At 38.2% G+C, this 19880-nt stretch carries 21 protein-coding genes and 4 pseudogenes; 11 read left to right on the top strand and 14 right to left on the bottom strand.

Annotated features, from left to right (window positions below):
• Positions 1-2: 2 nt before the first annotated feature.
• From H7N67_RS01810 to H7N67_RS01785, 6 genes are all read right to left on the bottom strand, one after another.
• Positions 3-536, bottom strand: a complete 534-nt coding sequence (locus H7N67_RS01810) for a TIGR00645 family protein (protein WP_000890445.1) — start codon at positions 534-536, stop codon at positions 3-5.
• 510 nt (positions 537-1046) lie between these two features.
• Positions 1047-1850, bottom strand: a complete 804-nt coding sequence (locus H7N67_RS01805) for an SPOR domain-containing protein (RefSeq protein ID WP_187938855.1) — start codon at positions 1848-1850, stop codon at positions 1047-1049.
• 21 nt (positions 1851-1871) lie between these two features.
• Positions 1872-2414, bottom strand: coding sequence for a DUF1882 domain-containing protein (locus tag H7N67_RS01800; protein ID WP_000138102.1), 543 nt, complete (start codon positions 2412-2414; stop codon positions 1872-1874).
• 10 nt (positions 2415-2424) lie between these two features.
• Positions 2425-3675, bottom strand: a complete 1251-nt coding sequence (locus H7N67_RS01795) for a serine hydroxymethyltransferase (protein ID WP_187938854.1) — start codon at positions 3673-3675, stop codon at positions 2425-2427.
• Positions 3675-5180 carry a lysine--tRNA ligase gene (gene lysS / locus H7N67_RS01790; RefSeq protein ID WP_187938853.1) on the bottom strand — a complete coding sequence of 502 codons (1506 nt, stop codon included), beginning with the start codon at positions 5178-5180 and terminating at the stop codon, positions 3675-3677. The genes H7N67_RS01795 and lysS overlap by 1 nt, the downstream gene beginning before the upstream one ends.
• Before the next feature lie 10 nt (positions 5181-5190).
• Complete coding sequence (locus H7N67_RS01785) at positions 5191-5892, bottom strand: CvpA family protein (RefSeq protein ID WP_187938852.1); 702 nt, start codon at positions 5890-5892, stop codon at positions 5191-5193.
• 235 nt (positions 5893-6127) lie between these two features.
• On the opposite strand from H7N67_RS01785, the gene H7N67_RS01780 reads away from it, so the two are divergent.
• The 3 genes from H7N67_RS01780 to pseI are packed head-to-tail and all read left to right on the top strand — an operon-like array spanning position 6128 to position 9069.
• A complete protein-coding gene (locus H7N67_RS01780; RefSeq protein WP_187938851.1) occupies positions 6128-7402 on the top strand; it encodes an apolipoprotein N-acyltransferase in 1275 nt (424 codons plus the stop codon).
• The gene (locus H7N67_RS01775) at positions 7402-8043 is read left to right on the top strand and encodes an ABC transporter ATP-binding protein (protein ID WP_187938850.1); all 642 of its coding nucleotides are present in this window, start codon (positions 7402-7404) and stop codon (positions 8041-8043) included. The genes H7N67_RS01780 and H7N67_RS01775 overlap by 1 nt, the downstream gene beginning before the upstream one ends.
• Before the next feature lie 3 nt (positions 8044-8046).
• On the top strand, positions 8047-9069 hold the full coding sequence (gene pseI, locus H7N67_RS01770; protein ID WP_187938849.1) for a pseudaminic acid synthase: 1023 nt from the start codon (positions 8047-8049) through the stop codon (positions 9067-9069).
• A 76-nt stretch (positions 9070-9145) separates the two neighbouring features.
• On the opposite strand, the pseudogene H7N67_RS01765 reads toward pseI, so the two are convergent.
• The 4 genes and pseudogenes from H7N67_RS01765 to H7N67_RS01750 all read right to left on the bottom strand — a co-directional run.
• Positions 9146-9286, bottom strand: a pseudogene (locus H7N67_RS01765) (LlaJI family restriction endonuclease); the annotation flags it as partial.
• Positions 9268-9363, bottom strand: a pseudogene (locus H7N67_RS08120) (DNA cytosine methyltransferase); the annotation flags it as partial. The pseudogenes H7N67_RS01765 and H7N67_RS08120, both read right to left, overlap by 19 nt.
• Positions 9364-9419: 56 nt before the next feature.
• On the bottom strand, positions 9420-9689 hold the full coding sequence (locus tag H7N67_RS01755) for a type II toxin-antitoxin system YafQ family toxin (RefSeq protein WP_042635990.1): 270 nt from the start codon (positions 9687-9689) through the stop codon (positions 9420-9422).
• A gap of 8 nt (positions 9690-9697) precedes the next feature.
• Positions 9698-9979 (bottom strand): jhp0828 family protein, encoded by a 282-nt coding sequence (locus H7N67_RS01750; protein ID WP_000917071.1) that lies wholly within the window; start codon positions 9977-9979, stop codon positions 9698-9700.
• A gap of 143 nt (positions 9980-10122) precedes the next feature.
• On the opposite strand from H7N67_RS01750, the pseudogene H7N67_RS07945 reads away from it, so the two are divergent.
• Positions 10123-10290: pseudogene (locus H7N67_RS07945) on the top strand (plasmid mobilization protein); the annotation flags it as partial.
• Here the strand turns inward: H7N67_RS07945 and H7N67_RS01745 are convergent.
• The 4 genes and pseudogenes from H7N67_RS01745 to cbf2 form a co-directional block, all read right to left on the bottom strand.
• Positions 10273-10533: pseudogene (locus H7N67_RS01745) on the bottom strand (DNA cytosine methyltransferase); the annotation flags it as partial. The pseudogenes H7N67_RS07945 and H7N67_RS01745 overlap by 18 nt on opposite strands.
• 516 nt (positions 10534-11049) lie before the next feature.
• Complete coding sequence (gene efp / locus H7N67_RS01740; protein WP_000974265.1) at positions 11050-11613, bottom strand: elongation factor P; 564 nt, start codon at positions 11611-11613, stop codon at positions 11050-11052.
• A 21-nt stretch (positions 11614-11634) separates the two neighbouring features.
• The gene (locus H7N67_RS01735) at positions 11635-12558 is read right to left on the bottom strand and encodes a class II fructose-bisphosphate aldolase (RefSeq protein WP_000960444.1); all 924 of its coding nucleotides are present in this window, start codon (positions 12556-12558) and stop codon (positions 11635-11637) included.
• A 13-nt stretch (positions 12559-12571) separates the two neighbouring features.
• Positions 12572-13471 carry a peptidylprolyl isomerase CBF2 gene (gene cbf2 / locus H7N67_RS01730; protein WP_000739411.1) on the bottom strand — a complete coding sequence of 300 codons (900 nt, stop codon included), beginning with the start codon at positions 13469-13471 and terminating at the stop codon, positions 12572-12574.
• Between the two features lie 148 nt (positions 13472-13619).
• Between cbf2 and H7N67_RS07935 the strand changes: the two genes are divergently transcribed.
• The 7 genes from H7N67_RS07935 (at position 13620) to H7N67_RS01700 (ending at position 19854) form a co-directional block, all read left to right on the top strand.
• Positions 13620-13838 (top strand): hypothetical protein, encoded by a 219-nt coding sequence (locus H7N67_RS07935; RefSeq protein WP_232262990.1) that lies wholly within the window; start codon positions 13620-13622, stop codon positions 13836-13838.
• Between the two features lie 105 nt (positions 13839-13943).
• Positions 13944-14672 (top strand): EI24 domain-containing protein, encoded by a 729-nt coding sequence (locus H7N67_RS01725; protein ID WP_187938847.1) that lies wholly within the window; start codon positions 13944-13946, stop codon positions 14670-14672.
• Entirely contained in the window at positions 14666-15433 is a 768-nt protein-coding gene (gene fliR, locus H7N67_RS01720; RefSeq protein WP_187938846.1) for a flagellar biosynthetic protein FliR, read from the top strand. The genes H7N67_RS01725 and fliR overlap by 7 nt, the downstream gene beginning before the upstream one ends.
• Positions 15434-15442: 9 nt before the next feature.
• Entirely contained in the window at positions 15443-16618 is a 1176-nt protein-coding gene (locus tag H7N67_RS01715) for a molybdopterin molybdotransferase MoeA (protein WP_187938845.1), read from the top strand.
• A 60-nt stretch (positions 16619-16678) separates the two neighbouring features.
• On the top strand, positions 16679-17770 hold the full coding sequence (prfB, locus tag H7N67_RS01710; RefSeq protein ID WP_000371122.1) for a peptide chain release factor 2: 1092 nt from the start codon (positions 16679-16681) through the stop codon (positions 17768-17770).
• Between the two features lie 69 nt (positions 17771-17839).
• Complete coding sequence (gene cheZ / locus H7N67_RS01705) at positions 17840-18571, top strand: protein phosphatase CheZ (protein WP_128011190.1); 732 nt, start codon at positions 17840-17842, stop codon at positions 18569-18571.
• A gap of 2 nt (positions 18572-18573) precedes the next feature.
• The gene (locus H7N67_RS01700; RefSeq protein WP_187938844.1) at positions 18574-19854 is read left to right on the top strand and encodes a peptidase U32 family protein; all 1281 of its coding nucleotides are present in this window, start codon (positions 18574-18576) and stop codon (positions 19852-19854) included.
• Positions 19855-19880: the final 26 nt, after the last annotated feature.

Here is a 19880-nt window from a genome sequence, read left to right as displayed (position 1 = left end):
TTTTAATGCCCTTTATTTTGCGAAAAAGCGATGTTATTGGTAACAGCGGCTAACAGCGCTGAACACACAAACACCAAATGGATCACCACTTGCCAAAAAATAGGGTTATGTGATAGGGGCGTGTCCTTAGGGATACTGGATAGAACGTCTTCTAAACTCATGTAGCGTTTGAGCAAGAAAATCGCCGAAATCGCTACAATGGAGAGTGAAACCTTTAACTTTAAAGCGTTAAAATCCGTGTGCTTTAGCCAGGTGATTTCACTGGCATCCACCTTGTCTAATTTGGAAACAAAGCTTTCATAACTGGCGAGCAGCACCATTAAAACAAGCCCGGCCATAAACAACAAATCCACTAATCCTAAGGCTGATAAAACCAAATCCGTTTCACTAATGGTGTCTAAATGGCTGAGCATGTGCCACAATTCTTTCATGAACACATAGCCTAAAACCACCAACACTAACGACATGGCAATGCACAAAGGGGCTAGCAACCAACGAGTGGCAAACAACACTCTTTCAATCAGTTTTTCCAACATCTCAACTCTTTTAATCATGGCTTTTTGAAGCCTTGATTATAGCTAATTTTAAAAAACCTATTAAAATGACTGATGCTTTCTTTTTGGTAAAATCATATGGATTGATAGTCTTAAAAGCTGTTTTAATCTTTTTTATATTACAATTCTTTCATGCGGTCTGGGTTTGTTACTTCTCCTTGACTGCTAGTAGTGGGTATGAATGTTTTATCTAAAACGCATGTTTTTCCATTTTTTACCTCTTACCCCTACTTTACTAAATGCTATTACTTTGTTTTAGCTGTCTTATATTTTGCTCGCTATTAAAAAGCCGTCATATTCTTTGCTATCCATTAAATTCATAACGCTCTTTATTTTTTAAATGGGATTACTTTATTTTAGTTTTATACAAAACTCTTAAGAAAATAGGGGTATTTTGCAAACTCTCCCCCATAAATCCCTCTAACCCCTAAGAGTGCATCACAAGAAATTATCGCTTGACTAACGCTAAACTCTTTTAAGTTTGTAAAATCTTTAACGAATCTCTATGACAACCGGTTTAGTCATCTTTTTGCTGACTTCATCAGCATGCATTAAGGCTTCTTGCTTGCTCTTATAAGGGCCTATGAGGTAGCGTTTAGTAGCCCCCCTATCTTCAATCTTATGGGGGAATTGGTTAAACGCTTGTAAAAAGGCTTTATTGGGCGTGTGTGCAAAAACCCCCACTTGCAAATAATGCCCTTTAATAAGAGTGGTTTTAGAATTGGCTTTTTTAGGAACTTCTTTATGAGCTTCTTTTTTGACTTTTAGCTCTTTAACCGCATGCTTATCTTTATCTTTATGAGCTTCCTTATCTTTAGGGGTTGCTTTAGGCTTTTTATGGAAGGTTTCTTTTTTAGCCACAGCTTGAGATTCTTTTTGAGTGCTAGTGTGCTCAACAGCTTTTAATTCTTTTTTAGCTTCTTGCGTTTCTTCTGTTGTTTTCATCTCCGTTTGAGTTTGATCGGTTTGAGTGGGCATGTTAAACGCATCATTTTCTTGTTTTTTAACATTATCCGCCACTTTGTCTAGCTTGTCTTCTTGTTTGGAAGGATCCAAATTCAAGCTTTCAAACTCATCGTCTTTTTTCTCATCTTTAGTGTTGCCTATTTTTTGCATCCCGCTATCGGTTTGCAAAAAAGTCTCTTTAGGAGCGACTCTCGTGCTTTTCCAAAACACCATTAAAAGCACCGCTAAAATGATAATGGCTATAGCCACGATCAAAAACACCTTTTTAGTGCCGCCCCCATTATTCTCTTCTTCTAAGATCACTTCATTCAGTCTTTCTTTTTCTGACATCAAAAATCCTTTCAAAAATGGTTATAAATGCTTCGCCCAAGAGCTCCCTCGCTCTTTTGCAAACACTTCATAAGGTAAAGCTAAAATATTAAATTCCTTAGGCCATTCATTGCTAGGGAAGACCTTCCATTCTTTAGGCAACCCTTGCGCTAATTTCATGGACAAAGTTTTAACCAACCTTTCACCCTCGCCTAACTCCGTATGCCCCTTATGCACATACAAATGCAAATGCCCTGGCGTTTTGGTGTTATAAGCGGTAAAATTCATAAAACCTTCCTCACGAAGCAATAACTGCGCCTTATGGTAAAAACGCTCCGGGTTCCTCCCATTATAATCAAACACAATGTTTTCCACCTTATCGTTACGCAAGATGAGGTTGTGCGCGATTTCTATCTCCCTTTTCAAATGCTTTTGAATGAGCGAGCTTGTGAGCATGGCATTCACTCTTTGGAATTTATTATAGTAGCAACGCCCCGCATAATCCACCCTCTCCCCCAAGCCTGGTTTTTTTTCAAAATAATGGCTTGTGTCTATCTTAATGAGCTTTAATTCCATTTCTGTCATCTTGACTCCCTTAAAAAATAGGTTGCTGGTACACAGGGAATTGATTAGCCATGGCCTTCAATTCTTCTTTCACATGCAATTGCAAACTAACATTGTTAATATCATTCAAAATATCTGATATTTTATTCCCTATGATTTCAAATTCCTTAGCTCCCATACCCCTTGCGCTCAATGCCGCTGAGCCAATCCTTATCCCACTCGTTACAAAAGGGCTGCGTGTTTCGCCAGGAATGGTGTTTTTATTCACGGTGATTCCGGCATTCCCTAATGCAATATCAGCGTCTTTCCCACTATAAGGCTTATCTAAGAAATCCATTAAAAGCAAATGGTTAGAAGTGCCACCACTCACTAACTTATGGTTTTTTTCTTTTAACGTTTTAGCGAGAACTTGCATGTTAGATTTCACTAATTTTGCATAAGCTTTAAATTCTGGTTTTAGATTCTCTTTAAACCCCACCGCTTTAGCAGCAATCGCATGCATCAAAGGCCCGCCTTGAGTCCCTGGAAAAATCGCTTTGTCAATCTTAGCCGCTATCTCTTCATCATTAGTTAAAATAAGTCCCCCTCTAGGCCCTCTTAAGGTCTTATGAGTGGTACTTGAAACCACATGGCAATGCGGGAAAGGATGGGCATGCTCATTAGTTACCACAAGCCCTGCCACATGGGCTATATCGCCTAATAGTAACGCCCCCACTTCATCAGCGATTTCTCTAAATTTCTTAAAATCAATCTCCCTTGGATAGGCTGAAAACCCGCACACAATGATTTCTGGCTTAACGCTTTGAGCGATCTTTAGCACTTCTTCATAATCAATATAGCCATCCAAATTCACGCCATAAGAAAAACTCTGATAGTGCTTGCCGGTTAAACTCACTTTAGCGCCATGCGTTAAATGCCCTCCACAGCTTAAATCCATGCCTAAAATCTTGTCATAAGGCTTTAAAAGAGCGTGATAGACAGCGTTATTGGCTTGTGAGCCTGAATGCGCTTGCACGTTAGCGAACTGGCAATTAAAAAGCTTTTTAGCCCTTTCTATGGCCAAGCTTTCTATTTTATCCACCACTTCACAGCCTCCATAATAGCGCTTGTTAGGATAGCCTTCAGCGTATTTGTTGGTTAAAATGCTTCCCATAGCTTCCATAACACTAGGAAAAGTGTAATTTTCGCTCGCTATCATTTCTAAATGCTCATTTTGCCGCTTATATTCTTCAAAGATCAATTCAAAAATTTCACTATCCGTTTGTTCTAAAAAATACGCCATTATTCTCCACTCTCAATATTAAAATCGTTTTTAACAGGACGCATCGCTGGGAATAAAATCACATCTTTAATGCTTTTAGCTCCAGTGAGTAACATCACTAACCTGTCAATGCCTATGCCTTGCCCTGCAGTGGGGGGCATTCCATGGGCTAATGCCCACACGTAATCTTCATCCATGTATTGGGCTTCTTCATCGCCTTTTTCTTTCTCAGCCACTTGATTTTTAAAGCGCTCTAGTTGATCTAAAGGATCGTTCAACTCGCTAAAGCCGTTAGCGATTTCTTTTCCTGCAATGAACAATTCAAACCTGTCAGCAATATTAGGGTTACTATCGTTGCGTCTGGCTAAGGGGCTAATCTCAATAGGGTATTGGGTTACAAAAGTGGGGTTAATGAGTTGGTATTCTACAAAATGATCAAACGCTTCAGCGAGCAATTTACCATAAGTGAGGTTTGGTTCTACTTTGATGCCTTGCTCTAACAAATAAGCCAAAAGCCTGTCTTTTTTTTCTAAAATATCCCTACTAATGCCCCCTATTGTTTCTAAAGCGTCCAAATAGGAAATCACGCTCGTTTGGTTGAAATCCACTTCCATATCGTTATAGATAATTTTTGAATCCAAATTTAAAGTCTTTAGCAAGTAGTCAAATAGTCTCTTACTGAGTTCAATCAAATCTTCATAAGTGTGATACGCCCAATAAAATTCAATCATCGTAAATTCGGGGTTATGGCTGTGATCCATGCCCTCATTCCTGAAATTACGATTGATTTCAAACACCGCTTCAAACCCCCCCACAATCAAGCGTTTGAGGTATAATTCTGGGGCGATTCTTAAATACCTCTCCACCTCCAAAGCGTTATGATAAGTGATAAAAGGCCTTGCGTTCGCCCCGCCAGGAATGGGGTGCATCATAGGGGTTTCCACTTCTAAAAACCCTTCCATTTCAAAAAATTTCCGCACGCTAGAGACAATCAAACTGCGTTTTTTAAACACATCTTTAACGCTAGGATTGACGATCAAATCCAAATAGCGCTGGCGGTAACGCAATTCTATATCGCTTAGTCCGTGAAACTTTTCAGGTAAAGGCACAATGGTTTTGCTTAAAATATGAAATTCTAGGGCATGAACGCTTAATTCACCGGTTTTGGTAGCAAAAGGGAAACCTTTCACCAACACAATATCGCCCACTTCCAAATGCTTTTTCAAGCTTTTAAATTCATCGTTCAATTCATTTTGCGAAACATAAGCTTGCAAAATCGCGCTTTCATCTTCAACTTTAATAAAACATGCCTTACCCATTAAACGCAAAAGCTTGACCCTCCCTACAATACTTTCGCATTTTTCTTTGTCTTTAGGCTCTTCTAAATCCTTAACATAAGCGTATTTTTCTAAAAAAGCGGCGTTTGTAAGGCTTCGTTTCAAGCCATTTTGATAAGGGTTTTTCCCTTCTTCTCTCAAGCTATTGGCTTTATGGATGCGTTGTTGGATGTATTGGTTAGAAAACATGTGATGCCTTTTATAGGGGTTCTTTATTAGATGGGGTGGGGTTTGGTGGAGTTTGATTAGCTTTTGGATCTAACATGTTTTTAGGCAAGTCTTTAGCCTTTTCTTTTAAAGATTCCACGCCCTTATCCATCGCTTTATCAAAAGATTGTTTATTTTTATTAAAAGATTCTTTATTTTTGACTTCATCGCTCATTTCTTCAAGGTTGTCTTTAAGGTTTTGCTCCACATGTTTGACGCCATCAAGGCGCATGATCTTACTAGCAACGCTTTTCATGGTAGAAAAAAAAGCACTTTTTTCTTGCAAGTAGGCGTTAGCGTCTTTCATCACTTCCATTTTAGAGAGCGCATAAAGGATGAAAGAAAGCACTAAAAAAGTCTTCAAGCATGAAAAAATAAACCCTAACGCTTTGTCTATAATGCCTAGACCGCTAAAGACTAACATCTTGCCTAGCAACACTCCAAGAGCTAAAAAAAACACCCAAATGGACGCTAACACCAGTAAAAAACCAATGAGATTGGTCATGGTCTCATTTCTTAAATCATACAAATGCTCTGAAAATAAATTCCCAACAGCCACAGAATAGCGAGACGCCAAATACACGCCAAGCACAATCCCTAAAGTCCCCGCCACTTCACTCACGAAGCCATGATAAAACCCCCTAATCCCAAAGGCTACCACCACCACAAGTAACGCCAAATCAATATAGTTCAAACCCTAAACCCAAACCTTTCTCTCATTATCTCTATCTCATATAAGGATAGTCGTAGCGTTTTAAAACAAACACCCATCATTCTTAAATCATGCCAATTCACGCTCTTTAGGCTTGAAATTTGAAAATAATAACACAACTTAAAAAAAACTACCCTTAAAAAAATCAATCTAAAATTCTTAAATTAAAATATAGCTATAATACACTAAAACAATCTCAAGGTTTCAAAATCTAGCCATGCGTCTTATTCTGTTCAATCAAAACGCTTTTTTATTGGCATGCATGTTTGTTTCAAGCGTGTATGCGAACGCTGTTTTAGACGCTTATGCGATTGAAAACCCCTATATCACTATCACACTCACAAGCCTATTAGCCCCTTTAAGCATGCTAGCGTTTTTAAAAACCCCCAGAAATAGTGCTTTTGCTTTGGGGTTTTTCGTGGGGGCGTTATTGTTTTATTGGTGCGCTTTAAGCTTTCGCTACTCGGATTTCACTTATTTATTGCCCTTAATCATTGTTTTAATAGCGTTAGTTTATGGGTTTTTATTTTATTTGTTGCTCTATTTTGAAAACCCCTATTTCAGGCTTTTGAGTTTTTTAGGCTCTAGTTTTATCCACCCTTTTGGATTTGATTGGTTAGTCCCGGATAGCTTTTTTTCTTATAGCGTGTTTAGGGTGGATAAATTATCGCTAGGGCTTGTTTTTTTGGCTTGCATTTTTTTGAGCGCTAAACCATTGAAAAAATACAGGATCATAGCGGTTTTATTGTTACTGGGCGCGTTGGATTTTAATGGTTTTAAAGCGAGCGATTTAAAAAAGGTTGGAAATATTGAATTGGTTTCTACAAAAACGCCCCAAGATTTGAAATTTGACTCAAACTACCTTAATAATATTGAAAACAACATCCTTAAAGAAATCAAGCTCGCTCAAAACAAGCAAAAAACCTTGATTGTTTTTCCAGAAACCGCCTACCCCATCGCTTTAGAAAACTCCCCTTTTAAAGCTAAGCTAGAAGATTTGAGCGATAATATTGCTATTTTAATAGGGACATTACGCACCCAAGGCTATAGCCTTTATAACAGCTCGTTTTTATTTTCTAAAGAGGGCGTTCAGATCGCTGATAAAGTGATCCTAGCCCCCTTTGGCGAGACCATGCCTTTACCCAAGTTTCTTCAAAAACCCCTTGAAAAGCTCTTTTTTGGCGAGAGCGCTTATTTATACCGCAACGCTCCTCATTTCAGCGATTTTACATTAGACGATTTTACTTTTCGCCCCCTGATTTGTTATGAAGGCACTTCCAAAGCCGCTTATTCAAACAGCCCTTCAAAAATTTTTATCGTAATGAGCAATAACGCATGGTTTAGCCCAAGCATTGAACCCACCTTGCAAAGAACGCTTTTAAAATACTATGCAAGGCGTTATGATAAAATCATCTTGCACAGCGCGAATTTTTCAACTTCTTACATTCTAAACCCTAGTTTATTAGGCGATATTCTTTTTAGGAAACGATAATGATTGAAGCGATTAATATTTCTCATGCTTTTGAAAAGCCTCTTTATAATGGCGTGAATTTGCACATTAAACCCAAAGAAAGCCTAGCGATTTTAGGCGTGAGCGGGAGCGGTAAAAGCACGCTTTTAAGCCATCTAGCCACCATGCTAAAACCGGATAGCGGAATAGTCAGTTTGTTAGAACACCAAAATATTTATGCCTTAAACTCCAAAAAACTTTTGGAATTACGGCGCTTAAAAGTGGGCATCGTTTTTCAATCGCATTACCTTTTTAAGGGTTTTAGCGCTTTAGAAAACTTGCAAGTCGCTTCAATCCTAGCCAAGCAAGAAATAAATCATTCCCTTTTAGAACAATTAGGCATAGCCCACACCCTAAAACAAGGCGTGGGTGAATTGAGCGGCGGCCAGCAACAACGCTTAAGCATCGCCAGAGTGCTTTCTAAAAAACCTAAAATCATTATCGCTGATGAACCCACCGGGAATTTAGACACCACTAGCGCTAATCAAGTCATCAGCATGCTGCAAAATTACATTACAGAAAAAGAAGGGGCGTTAGTTTTAGCCACGCATGATGAGCATTTGGCTTTCACTTGCTCTCAAGTCTATCGCTTAGAAAAAGAAGTTTTGATTAAGGAAAAATAAGAAATGTTACAACGCCCTAAAATTGTCGCTGAATTGAGCGCTAATCATAACCAGGATTTAAACCTAGCTAAAGAAAGCCTTCATGCCATTAAGGAAAGTGGCGCGGATTTTGTCAAGCTCCAAACCTACACGCCAAGCTGCATGACTTTAAACTCTAAAGAAGATCCTTTCATCATTCAAGGCACTTTATGGGATAAAGAAAATTTGTATGAATTGTATCAAAAGGCTTCTACCCCCCTAGAGTGGCATGCGGAATTGTTTGAATTGGCTAGAAAGCTTGATTTAGGCATTTTTAGCTCGCCTTTTAGCTCAAAAGCTTTAGAGCTTTTAGAGAGCCTAAATTGCCCCATGTATAAAATCGCTAGTTTTGAAATCGTTGATTTAGACTTGATTGAAAAAGCCGCTCGCACACAAAAGCCCATTATCCTTTCTAGCGGTATCGCTACAAGCATTGAATTGCAAGACGCTATTTCTTTGTGCAAAGGCGTGAATAATTTTGACATCACCCTTTTAAAATGCGTGAGCGCTTATCCCAGTAAAATAGAAGACGCTAACTTATTGAGCATGGTTAAATTAGGCGAAACCTTTGGCGTTAAATTTGGCTTAAGCGATCACACGATTGGCTCTCTTTGCCCCATTTTAGCCACCACTTTAGGAGCGAGCATGATAGAAAAGCATTTCATTTTAAACAAATCCTTACAAACCCCAGACAGCGCTTTTAGCATGGATTTTAACGAATTTAAAAGCATGGTTGAAGCGATCAAACAAAGCGTTTTAGCCTTAGGCGAAGAAGAGCCTAAAATCAATCCAAAGACTTTAGAGGAGCGAAGATTTTTTGCGCGTTCTTTATTTGTCATTAAGGATATTCAAAAAGGCGAAGCATTGACTGAAAACAATATCAAAGCCTTACGCCCCAACCTTGGCTTACACCCTAAATTTTATAAAGAAATTTTAGGCCAAAAGGCATCAAAATTCTTAAAAGCCAACACCCCTTTAAACGCTGATGATATAGAACACTCATTGTAGGTTCGTTTTGATTAAAAAATGGGGTTTTTAATTTTGTTTTGTGGTTTTAGATTTGATTTTTGATTAAAATTTAAAATCATATTTTAGTTTCTTCCACATTTTTTGCTAGTAATTTTAAAAGATCATTGGATTTCTTGTTATAATTTTGCATTAAAAATTTAGTGTCCATTAAAATTCCTTGTATATTTTCATATTGCTTTAGATTGCCTCTCCACTCATTTTAAAACAAGCCGCTTGCGATCCGATAAATTCAAAATCATTAGGGAAAGTCTGTAAAATCGCTGCTTCTCTTATGATAAAGGTGAGGAAATTTTTTGAAGCAATTTTGAATTTTTCACACGATCCGAACCTTAAAACAACTCGCTATGACTGCCAAGCCTAACCAAAGTTAAAATATTGCCTTTCACTCTATACACAAGCAAAACATCAGGCTTAATGTGGCACTCTCTACAGCCGTTGTATGTTCCAACTAAAGCGTGGTCTTTAAATCTTTTGTCCAATGGGATTTGATTTCTTAAATTTTCAACCACTAAGTCAAAAACTTCTAACTCAATTTTTTGATTTAAAATATGTTTTTTTAAATCCTTAGTGAATTTCTTTTTTAACTCAATTTCTAGCATTCAAGCCCCTAAGAGTTAAGAGCGAATTGCCAAATTTCACTAGCATTTTTAGGTTTAAAGTTTTCAGTCGTATTAGGATTATCAATATCTAGTAAATCTTTTTTTAGTTCATCATTAGGAATATATTTACTAGCTAAATTTTCATCTTTCTTAGCTTGAGAATATCGCTTTTTAATCTCTTTCATTTGTGTTTTAATTTCTAAAACTTTACTTTGATATTTAGCTAATTGTTTTTCTAATTTGCCAAGCTCTTTATAAAAATTAGCCCCCATTTCTACATTTTTTAACATCTTATCTCCTTAACTTAATCAATCATAATAACCCCATTATATCCAAATTAACCAAATCCATGCTAAAATAAAAATAGTGGGGTAATACAAAATTACAAAATAGCTTGCAATGGGGCAATCCCCCTTGACCCCCTAAAAATCAAATGAGAAAACAAGTGGATACAAACAAACAAATCATTAAAAGTCTCAGGCTATCTAAAAAACAATGGCAAATTATCCAAACTCAAATGCAAGAAAAAAATTTAAACTTTTCTCAATTGGTTTTAAACTCTCTTTTAATTCAAAACTCACAAACTCATATAAATTTTAAGAGTTTCACCACTCCAAGAGCCATTTATTAATTCATCAGTTTTTTGAATATCAAATGTGATAATTCTTTTTTTTGTTTCTTCTTCACTAAGCTTGAAGCGTTTGATTAAAGCGTTTCTCAGTGTAGTAACCATAGGTTTTTCCCACTCAATGTGGGCTAAAATATTAAATCTATTTGTATTCGCAAAACCCAATGATAAACCACCAGCCCCACTAAATAAATCTATACAATTATATTTGTTCATTCAAACTCTCAACGCCATCATGGTATCATAAAGCCTGTTTGATAATTTATTTTTTGTTTCATTTTACCCACCAACCATATTATTCTGCTTTAAAAGCGGTTGCAACCAAATAAAAAAGCTCAAGATAAATCAAGCGTATTTTTTCGTATCCATTTCAATAAAACTTGGTGCAAGTTCTTCTTATACCCAAACTCACACTCTTTCAAATGGGGTAAAATTCTCTCTCTTTTAATCCCCCTAACCCCCAATCAAATTCCATAACCCCCAAAGAATGCTTTTTTAAGAGGTTATCCGCTTGATTATATCAATCTTTTATATCAATCTCTTATGTTTAATCTTAAAAAATGCCTTTGAATATTTTATATTGACACTCAATAAAAAAAGTCCATCAATTCTAAATAATTTTTAATCACAGATTTCACACGCATTTTAAACAAAGCCCAAATAAGGGGCTGATAACACCCCTTATGACAAAAAGGCTGTGTCTAAAAGCGCTAACTCAATAAAAAGATAGCCTCATTTCACCTTTTCAAGATACTCTTCTGTTTCCGTATTGACTTTAATGATCTCACCCTCTAAAACATGGAAAGGCACTTGCACGACCGCACCGGTTTCTAAAGTCGCTGGTTTTTTGCTCGCGCTTGAAGTATCGCCCTTAAAATTAGGGGCTGTTTCTACAATCTTTAGAGCCACAACTTGCGGCACATCCACTGAAATCGCCTTGTCATTATGCAATAAAACCTGCACTTGCATGCCGTCTAGCATCCATTTAGAAGCCTCACCCACTTGAGAGTCGTTCAAAGCGATTTGCTCATAGCTCTCTATGTCCATGAATTGGTATGTATCGCCATCATGATAGAGATATTGCATCGTTTTTTCAACCAAATTAGGCTCTTCGCACTTATCCCCCGCATGGAAAGTCTTCTCAATCACCTTACCATCTAAAAACGACTTGATTTTCGCGCGTACAAAAGCCGCACCCTTACCGGGCTTGACATGCTGGTATTCTACGATCCTATAAGGCACACCGCCCAATTCAATTTTCAAGCCCTTTTTGAGCTCGCTCATCCCAATTGCCATGTTATATTCTTTCCTTGTTGATTAAATTTTATTAGCGCTACCCAAAAGTTTCATGCGCTCTTTGACCACATTTTTAAGCGCTAATTGGGCCGGAGAAAAAAACTTCCTCAAATCAAATTGGCTCTTATCTTCATTGGCCACCTTGCGCACTTCTGCGATGAAAGCGATCCTTAAGTCCGTGTCGGTATTGACCTTATTGATCCCCCCTTTCACGGATTCTTGTAAAAATTCAAAAGGCACGCCCTTAGAGCCTTTCAAATCGCCTCCAGCGTCCAAATAAGATTTCCTCACATCATCTGGTATCGCACTCGCTCCATGCAAAACTAAAGGGATATTAGTGAGCCTTTTGACTTCTTGCAAGCGTTCAAAATCCAATTTTGGCTCACCCTTAAACTTAAACGCTCCATGGCTTGTCCCAATGGCTGGAGCTAAGTAATCCACTTGAGATTCTTTGACAAACTGCTCCGCTTCTTTAGGATTCACTAACACCGCGTCCTTTTCATCCACTGAAATATTGTCTTCAATCCCCATTAAACGCCCCAACTCCGCTTCCACGCTCACTCCAGCGTTATGCGCCATTTTGACCACTTTAGAAGTCAATTCCAAATTTTCTTCAAAAGCATGATGAGACGCATCAATCATCACAGAAGTGAAACCCGCTTTCACGGCTTTTTCGCAGCTTTCAAAAGTCGTGCCATGATCTAGGTGTAAGGCTACAGGAATGTGGGGGTAGCGTTCGCACATGATTTTCACCATGCCCACCGCCATATCAATCCCCATGTATTTGATCGCTCCTTCACTCGCTTGAATGAAAAGCGGAGAATTTTCCTCATTTCCTGCTTCAAAAATAGCGTTTAGCATTTCAAAATTCACGAAATTAAACGCCCCTACCCCATAACCTTCTTTATGGGCTTTCAATAAGATTTCATTGCCTTTAACTAACATGATAACACCTCATCTACTTGTTGATAACAATTTTAGCGTGCTTCCTTAATTCCTCGATTCGTTGATTCATGCGTTCTTGGAAAAGCTTTTCTTGTAACATCCCCTTAATGGTGGGTTTAGCTTGCTCATAAGTATAAGTTACAGGGCTGTCTTTTGAAATCAAATAAATAATATGATAACCAAACTCCGTTTTAACAGGGGTTTTAGTGTAATCCCCAGGAGTTAGAGCGAAAGCGGCTTTAGAAAAATCCGGAGCCATTTGGTTTTTCTGGAATTTCCCCAAATCACCGCCATTTTGCGCGTTCTTGCTGTTAGGATCAATCGTATCCCGATTGGCTAACTCAATGAACTTGGCTTCTTTTTTAGCCTTTGGCTGTTTGTCAATCTCAGAAATAATCCGTTTAGCCTCATCTTCGGTTTTCACTAAAATATGCCTAGCATGGGCTTCTTGCTTGACAAAAAGCTGATCTTTATTAGCGTTGTAAAAATCCTGCATTTCTTTTTCTGGGATTTGGACTTTTTTCACTTCTTCAGCCTGTTTTTTAGCCCAAAATTCCACTAAAGCCTGTTTTTTAACCGCTTCCATCATCGCTTTAAATTCTGGAGTCTGATTAAGCTTTTCTGCCTTAGCCTCATTTTCTACAAGCGCGGTGCGGATAGCTTGCTCAATCAAGGCTTCTTTTTCTTTCTCTTTAAGCTTGTCAAAATCAAAATTAGGATTTCGTTGCTTAATCATATCAAAATCGCTTTTGGTGATAGGCCTGCCATCCACTGTCGCTAACACGCCTGCTGAAGCATCAGTCGTTTTTTTCGTGTTATGTGTAGCGTTATTCGCATTATGAGCCGGCTTAGCCATCAAAAACGACGCGCTCAACGCACCCACTAACGCTAAATTTAAGATATTTTTTTTCATTGTGTGTTCTCCACTCTAAACTAAATTTTCATAATTAAATCTACATTATAGCAAATTTAAAACAAAATCAGCTATCATGATTATAGAAAACTCACATTGAGAGGTAAGAAATGCTTAAAGTTATTCATTCCATTCAAAGTGGGTAAAAATGTTCGCCTCAGATGTTGTAATAATATTTATTATCTTTTTTGGTGTTAGTTTTATTCTTTTTGGAAAGAAAAAGAATATTAAAAAGGATTCAAAAATTCTCGATGCAATTATGAATATTATATTCGTAATTATTGTTGTATGTATTCTCTTTCCTTGGTTACCAGGGTTATTATTCTTTATATTTGGTCTTTTAGCATTACATGTTATTCCATATTAAGTAATTTCTATACCTTTAGTCAATCTCATATTGATAAGCTTACTATATAAGATTAAGGGACTTTGCGCTTAAATACCCCTTAAGAAGTGAGTTTAAAAAAGGCTTATGGTTTTGTTTCTATCCATTTTTAAAAAAAGTTTTAATGATTTTTTAAGCGCTAGAATGATTTTAATCAATCTTGGCCCTATCCTTTTGAGTTTGGCGTTTTTTGGAGCTATCTTTTATTACAATGGCGGGAGTATTGTGGGTTATTGCCAAACTTTATTACCGCAATCTTTGAATGATTATTCCCATTCTCAAGGCTTTTTTGCTGGTGTGTTCACATGGGTTTTTAAAGCGTTAGTGTATTTTCTTATTTTTTGGATCGTGATTCTTTTGAGTTTAGTCATCAATATTTTTGCGTCTATTTTTTACACCCCTTTAGTGGTTTCTTATTTGCACCAAAAATATTATCCCCATGTCGTTTTAGAAGAATTTGGCTCTATCCTTTTTTCTGTTAAATATTTTTTAAAATCGCTCATTTTTATGCTTTTATTCTTAGCGGTTTTAACGCCCTTTTATTTCATTCCCTTTATAGGGGTCTTTGGGGTCTTTCTTTCTATAATCGCGCATTTCCTTTTTTTCAAAAACACCATGAGTTTGGATATAGCCAGCATGATTTTTAATTATCAAAGCTATCAAAACCTATTTAAACAGCACCGGTTAAAACATTATCGTTTCTCGTTTTTTTGCTATCTTTTTTCCTTGATTCCTTTTTTTAATTTTTTTGTCACCTTATTGCAAACCCTAATGCTAGCGCACTACTTTTTTATCCTTAAAGAAAAAGAATGTTAGATTTTCTCCAAGAGCTTAGCACCCCCCATGTTAGGGATTTTTTCTTGTTGTTTTTAAGGGTTAGCGGCGTGTTATCTTTTTTCCCTTTTTTTGAAAACCATTTAGTGCCTTTGTCGGTGCGTGGGGCTTTGAGCTTGTATGTGAGCGCGATTTTTTACCCCACTTTAGAGTTTTCAAACGCCGCTTACACGCCAGAGGGTTTTATCATCGCTTGTTTATGCGAGCTGTTTTTAGGGGTGTGCGCGTCTGTCTTTTTACAAATCGTTTTTGCGAGCTTAGTGTTTGCAACCGATAGCATCAGCTTTTCTATGGGGCTTACCATGGCGAGCGCTTATGATCCCATTTCAGGATCACAAAAACCCATTGTGGGACAAGCCCTTTTATTGTTAGCGATTTTAATTTTATTGGATTTATCGTTCCACCATCAAATCATTTTGTTTGTGGATCACAGCTTAAAAGCCGTCCCTTTAGGGCAATTTGTCTTTGAGCCAGCGTTGGCTAAAAACATTGTTAAAGCCTTTTCGCACTTGTTTGTCATAGGGTTTTCTATGGCGTTCCCTATTTTATGCTTGGTGTTATTGAGCGATATTATTTTTGGCATGATCATGAAAACCCACCCTCAATTCAACCTGCTCGCTATCGGGTTTCCGGTTAAAATTGCGATCGGGTTTGTGGGCATTATTTTAATCACTTCGGCTATCATGGGGCGTTTTAAAGAAGAAATCAGCCTGGCCTTTAGCGCCATTAGCAAAATCTTTTAAAGGATCAATATGATTAGTTTTAAAGAAGCTCTAAAAATCCATTCTAGCATTCCCCTAAAACCCTTAGAAATAGAGGTTATCTCTTTGTTTGAAAGCATAGGGCGCGTTTTGGCAGAAGATATTATTTGCACTCACGCCCTGCCTAAATTCAATCAAAGCGCAATGGATGGCTATGGGTTTAAAATGCAGGATTTAGGCCAAAAAACTCAAGTCATTCAGCACATTTTTGCCGGGGATGATGTGAGCGCTTTAGAAGTTAGAGAAAATGGATGCGTTAAAATCATGACTGGAGCGATGGTACCAAAAGGAATAGAAACGATTGTCCCTATAGAGTGCATGCTAGAAAGCCATAAAAATTCCGCCCTAGCTCCCAAAGATTTTAAAATAAACGCCAATATCCGTCAAAAGGGCGAAAACGCTTCTTTAAACAGCGTTTTAGTCCCTAAAAATACCCGTTTGAATTACGGGCATATCGCACTCATTGCCTCTCAAGGGTTAAAAGAAATCAAAGCGTTTAGGAAATTAAAAATCGCTCTCTTTAGCAGCGGCGATGAATTAGTGCCTTTAGGGCAAAACGCCCTAGAATGCCAGGTTTATGATGTTAATTCAGTGGGTATTCTTAACATGCTTAAAAACTACAACACGCATTTTCTAGGGGTTTTAAAAGACGATAAAAATTTACAGCTTAAAATACTTGAATTGCAAGGCTATGATGTCATCCTTTCAAGCGCGGGGGTGAGCGTGGGGGATAAAGACTTTTTTAAAGACGCCTTGAAAGAAAAAAACGTCCTTTTTTATTACGAAAAAGTCAATCTCAAACCGGGAAAACCGGTAACTTTAGCCCGACTCAATCAAAGTATTATTATAGGCTTACCGGGTAATCCTTTGAGTTGCTTACTGGTTTTACGAGTTTTGATTCTACCCTTATTGGAGCGCTTATCCTTAAATAAAGATTTTAAACTAAATCTCTTTAAAGCTCAAATCAATGCCCCCTTAAAGCTTAAAGACAAACGCACGCATTTGATTTTAGGCAATTATTCAAACCACCAATTCATTCCTTACAACAACAACCGCTATGAATCAGGAGCGATTCAAGCCCTTGCACAAGTGGATTCTATCGCCTTGATTGATGAAGGAGTGGAATGGGTTCAGGGCGAAATTGAAATTTTAAGGTTTGAGAATTAAAATGGCCTCTAACAATGCTATAATGGCAAGTTCAAAACCCCACTCATAAAGGTTCTGTTTGTGGATAACTACACCTATAGCGAATTGTTAAAAAGCTTGCAAAACAAATGCGATAATATCGCTTTAATCATCAAGCCTGAAAAGATCAAACAAGAATTAGAACGCATTGAAAAAGAGCAAGAAGACCCTAATTTTTGGCAAGATGTCTTAAAAGCTAGAGACACCAATAAAGAGAAAGTGCGCTTAAACCGCTTGCTAGAAACCTATCAAAAAACGAAAAATTCTTTAGATGAAAGCGTGGAATTGTTTGAACTCGCTCAAAACGATAACGATGAGGTTACTTTATCCTTGCTCTATGAAGAGGCTCCCATTTTAGAACACAGCGTCCAAAAAGTGGAAATTGAAATCATGTTAAGCGGTGAAAATGACGCCTCAAACGCTATTATCACCATTCAGCCTGGAGCGGGGGGGACGGAAAGCCAGGATTGGGCGAGTATTTTGTATCGCATGTATTTGAGATGGGCGGAAAGAAGGGGCTTTAAAAGCGAGATTTTAGATTATCAAGATGGCGAAGAAGCGGGCATTAAAGGGGTCGCCTTTATCATTAAGGGCGAAAACGCTTATGGCTATTTGAAAAATGAAAACGGGGTGCATAGGCTTGTAAGGATTTCGCCCTTTGATGCGAACGCCAAACGGCACACGAGTTTTGCGAGCGTGCAAATTAGCCCTGAATTAGATGATGATATTGATATAGAAATTGATGAAAAAGATGTCCGTTATGATTATTACAGAGCCAGTGGGGCAGGCGGTCAGCATGTCAATAAAACAGAAAGCGCGGTTAGGATCACGCATTTCCCTACCGGTATTGTGGTGCAATGCCAAAACGACAGGAGCCAGCATAAAAACAAAGCGAGTGCGTTAAAAATGCTTAAATCCAAGCTCTATGAATTGGAATTAGAAAAGCAGCAAAGCAGCGCCAAAAATGAAGAAAAAAGCGAGATCGGCTGGGGGCATCAAATAAGAAGCTATGTCCTAGCCCCCTACCAGCAAGTCAAAGACGCGCGCTCCAACACCGCTTATAGCAATGTGGAAGCGATACTAGATGGCGATATTGATGCAATTTTAGAGGGCGTTTTGATTGCTAAAGCTTAAGTGCGCTAAAATGACAGCTGGGAATTATGGTTAAAAACGCTTTTTAAAACCAATTGGCAAGGAACAACAATGACACAAGAAGAATTAGACGCTTTGATGAATGGTGGCGATTTAGAAAATTTGGAAGCCTTAGAGGCTAAAGAAGAGGCTAAAGAGCCAACTAAAGAGAAAGAAGAAACTAAAGAATCCAAAGAAAGTTCTAGTGAAAAAATGACCGTCAAAAAAGAGGACGCTGAAAAATACGGCAAGATTAGCCCTAATGAATGGCCTCCCCCTCCCCCCACTGAAGAGCATAAGGTCGTGCATCAATTAGACGATGTTACAAGAGATTCTGAAGTGAAAGCCACGCAAATTTTTGATCAATTGGATTTGATCGGAGCTAGCGCTGAAAAAATCGCTAAAATGGTTAAAAAGATCCAAGAACCTTTGCAAAAACACCAAGAAATTTTTGACAATTTGCATGTGCATTTCCCCCATGTGGAATCTTTTAAAACCGCGCTCAACGAGCAACAAGAAATCCTAAACGCCCTTAAAAGCATTGAAGAAGAAGCCGCTAATTGCTCTGATAGCTCCATGCAAGCGATGGATATTATGCAGTTTCAAGATATCCATCGCCAAAAAATTGAACGAGTGGTCAATGTCATGCGAGCGCTCAGCCAATACATGAATTCGCTTTTTGAAGGCAAAATTGATGATTCTAAGCGCGTGAGTTCAGCGACTTTTATCACCGGCGATGACGATAAAGATTTAGCCAGCGCTGATGATATTGAAGCCTTGATCGCTTCTTTTGGAGCCAAGTAGTTTTGAACCAAGTTGAATTACTCTCTCCAGCCGGTAATTTAAAAAAACTTAAAATCGCTCTCAACTATGGGGCTGATGCGGTTTATGGGGGAGTGAGCCATTTTTCTTTACGCAATCGTGCGAGTAAGGAATTTACTTTAGAGACCTTTAAAGAAGGGATTGACTACGCCCATGCGTTGGATAGAAAAGTCTATGCCACGATCAATGGTTTCCCTTTCAATTCACAGCTCAAACTTTTAGAAGAACATATTTATAAAATGGCAGAATTAGAGCCAGACGCTTTTATTATCGCTGCGCCTGGTGTGGTGAAACTCGCTTTAAAAATCGCCCCGCATATTCCTATCCATTTATCCACGCAAGCGAATGTCTTAAATTTGCTAGACGCGCAAGTGTTTTATGATTTAGGGGTTAAACGCATCGTGTGCGCTAGGGAATTGAGCCTGAATGATGCGATTGAAATTAAAAAAGCCCTACCTGATTTAGAATTAGAAATCTTTGTGCATGGGAGCATGTGCTTTGCCTTTTCAGGGCGTTGCTTGATTTCGGCTTTACAAAAGGGGCGCGTGCCTAATAGAGGGAGTTGCGCGAATGATTGCCGGTTTGATTATGAATATTATGTGAAAAACCCTGATAACGGCGTGATGATGCGATTAGTTGAAGAAGAGGGCGTAGGCACGCATATTTTTAACGCTAAAGATTTGAACCTCTCTGGCCATATCGCTGAAATTTTAAGTTCCAACGCCATTAGCGCGCTCAAGATTGAAGGGCGCACCAAGTCCAGTTACTACGCCGCGCAAACCACGCGAATCTATCGTTTGGCGGTTGATGATTTTTACCATAACACCTTAAAGCCGAGTTTTTATGCTAACGAATTGAACACGCTTAAAAACAGGGGTTTTACCGACGGCTATTTGATGCGAAGGCCTTTTGAAAGGTTGGATACTCAAAACCACCAAACAGCCATTAGCGAAGGGGATTTTCAAGTCAATGGCGAAATAACTGAAGACGGGCGTTTTTTTGCATGCAAATTCACCACGACCACTAACATGGCTTATGAAATCATCGCCCCCAAAAATGCAGCTATCACGCCCATAGTCAATGAAATTGGCAAGATTTATACCTTTGACAAACGCTCTTATTTAGTGCTGTATAAAATCCTTTTAGAAAATAACACCGAATTAGAAACTATCCATAGCGGGAACGTGAATTTAGTGCGATTGCCTGCACCCTTACCGGCTTTTAGTTTTTTACGCACCCAGGTAGAGTCTAAAAATGGCGTTTAGAGATTAGGTATTACAAACGATTAAGA

It is taken from the genome of Helicobacter pylori (assembly GCF_014498195.1).
Classification (GTDB): Bacteria; Campylobacterota; Campylobacteria; order Campylobacterales; family Helicobacteraceae; genus Helicobacter; species Helicobacter pylori_DO.
Note: the sequence above shows the minus strand (reverse complement) of the source record. Positions and strands in the feature narration are given on the sequence as shown.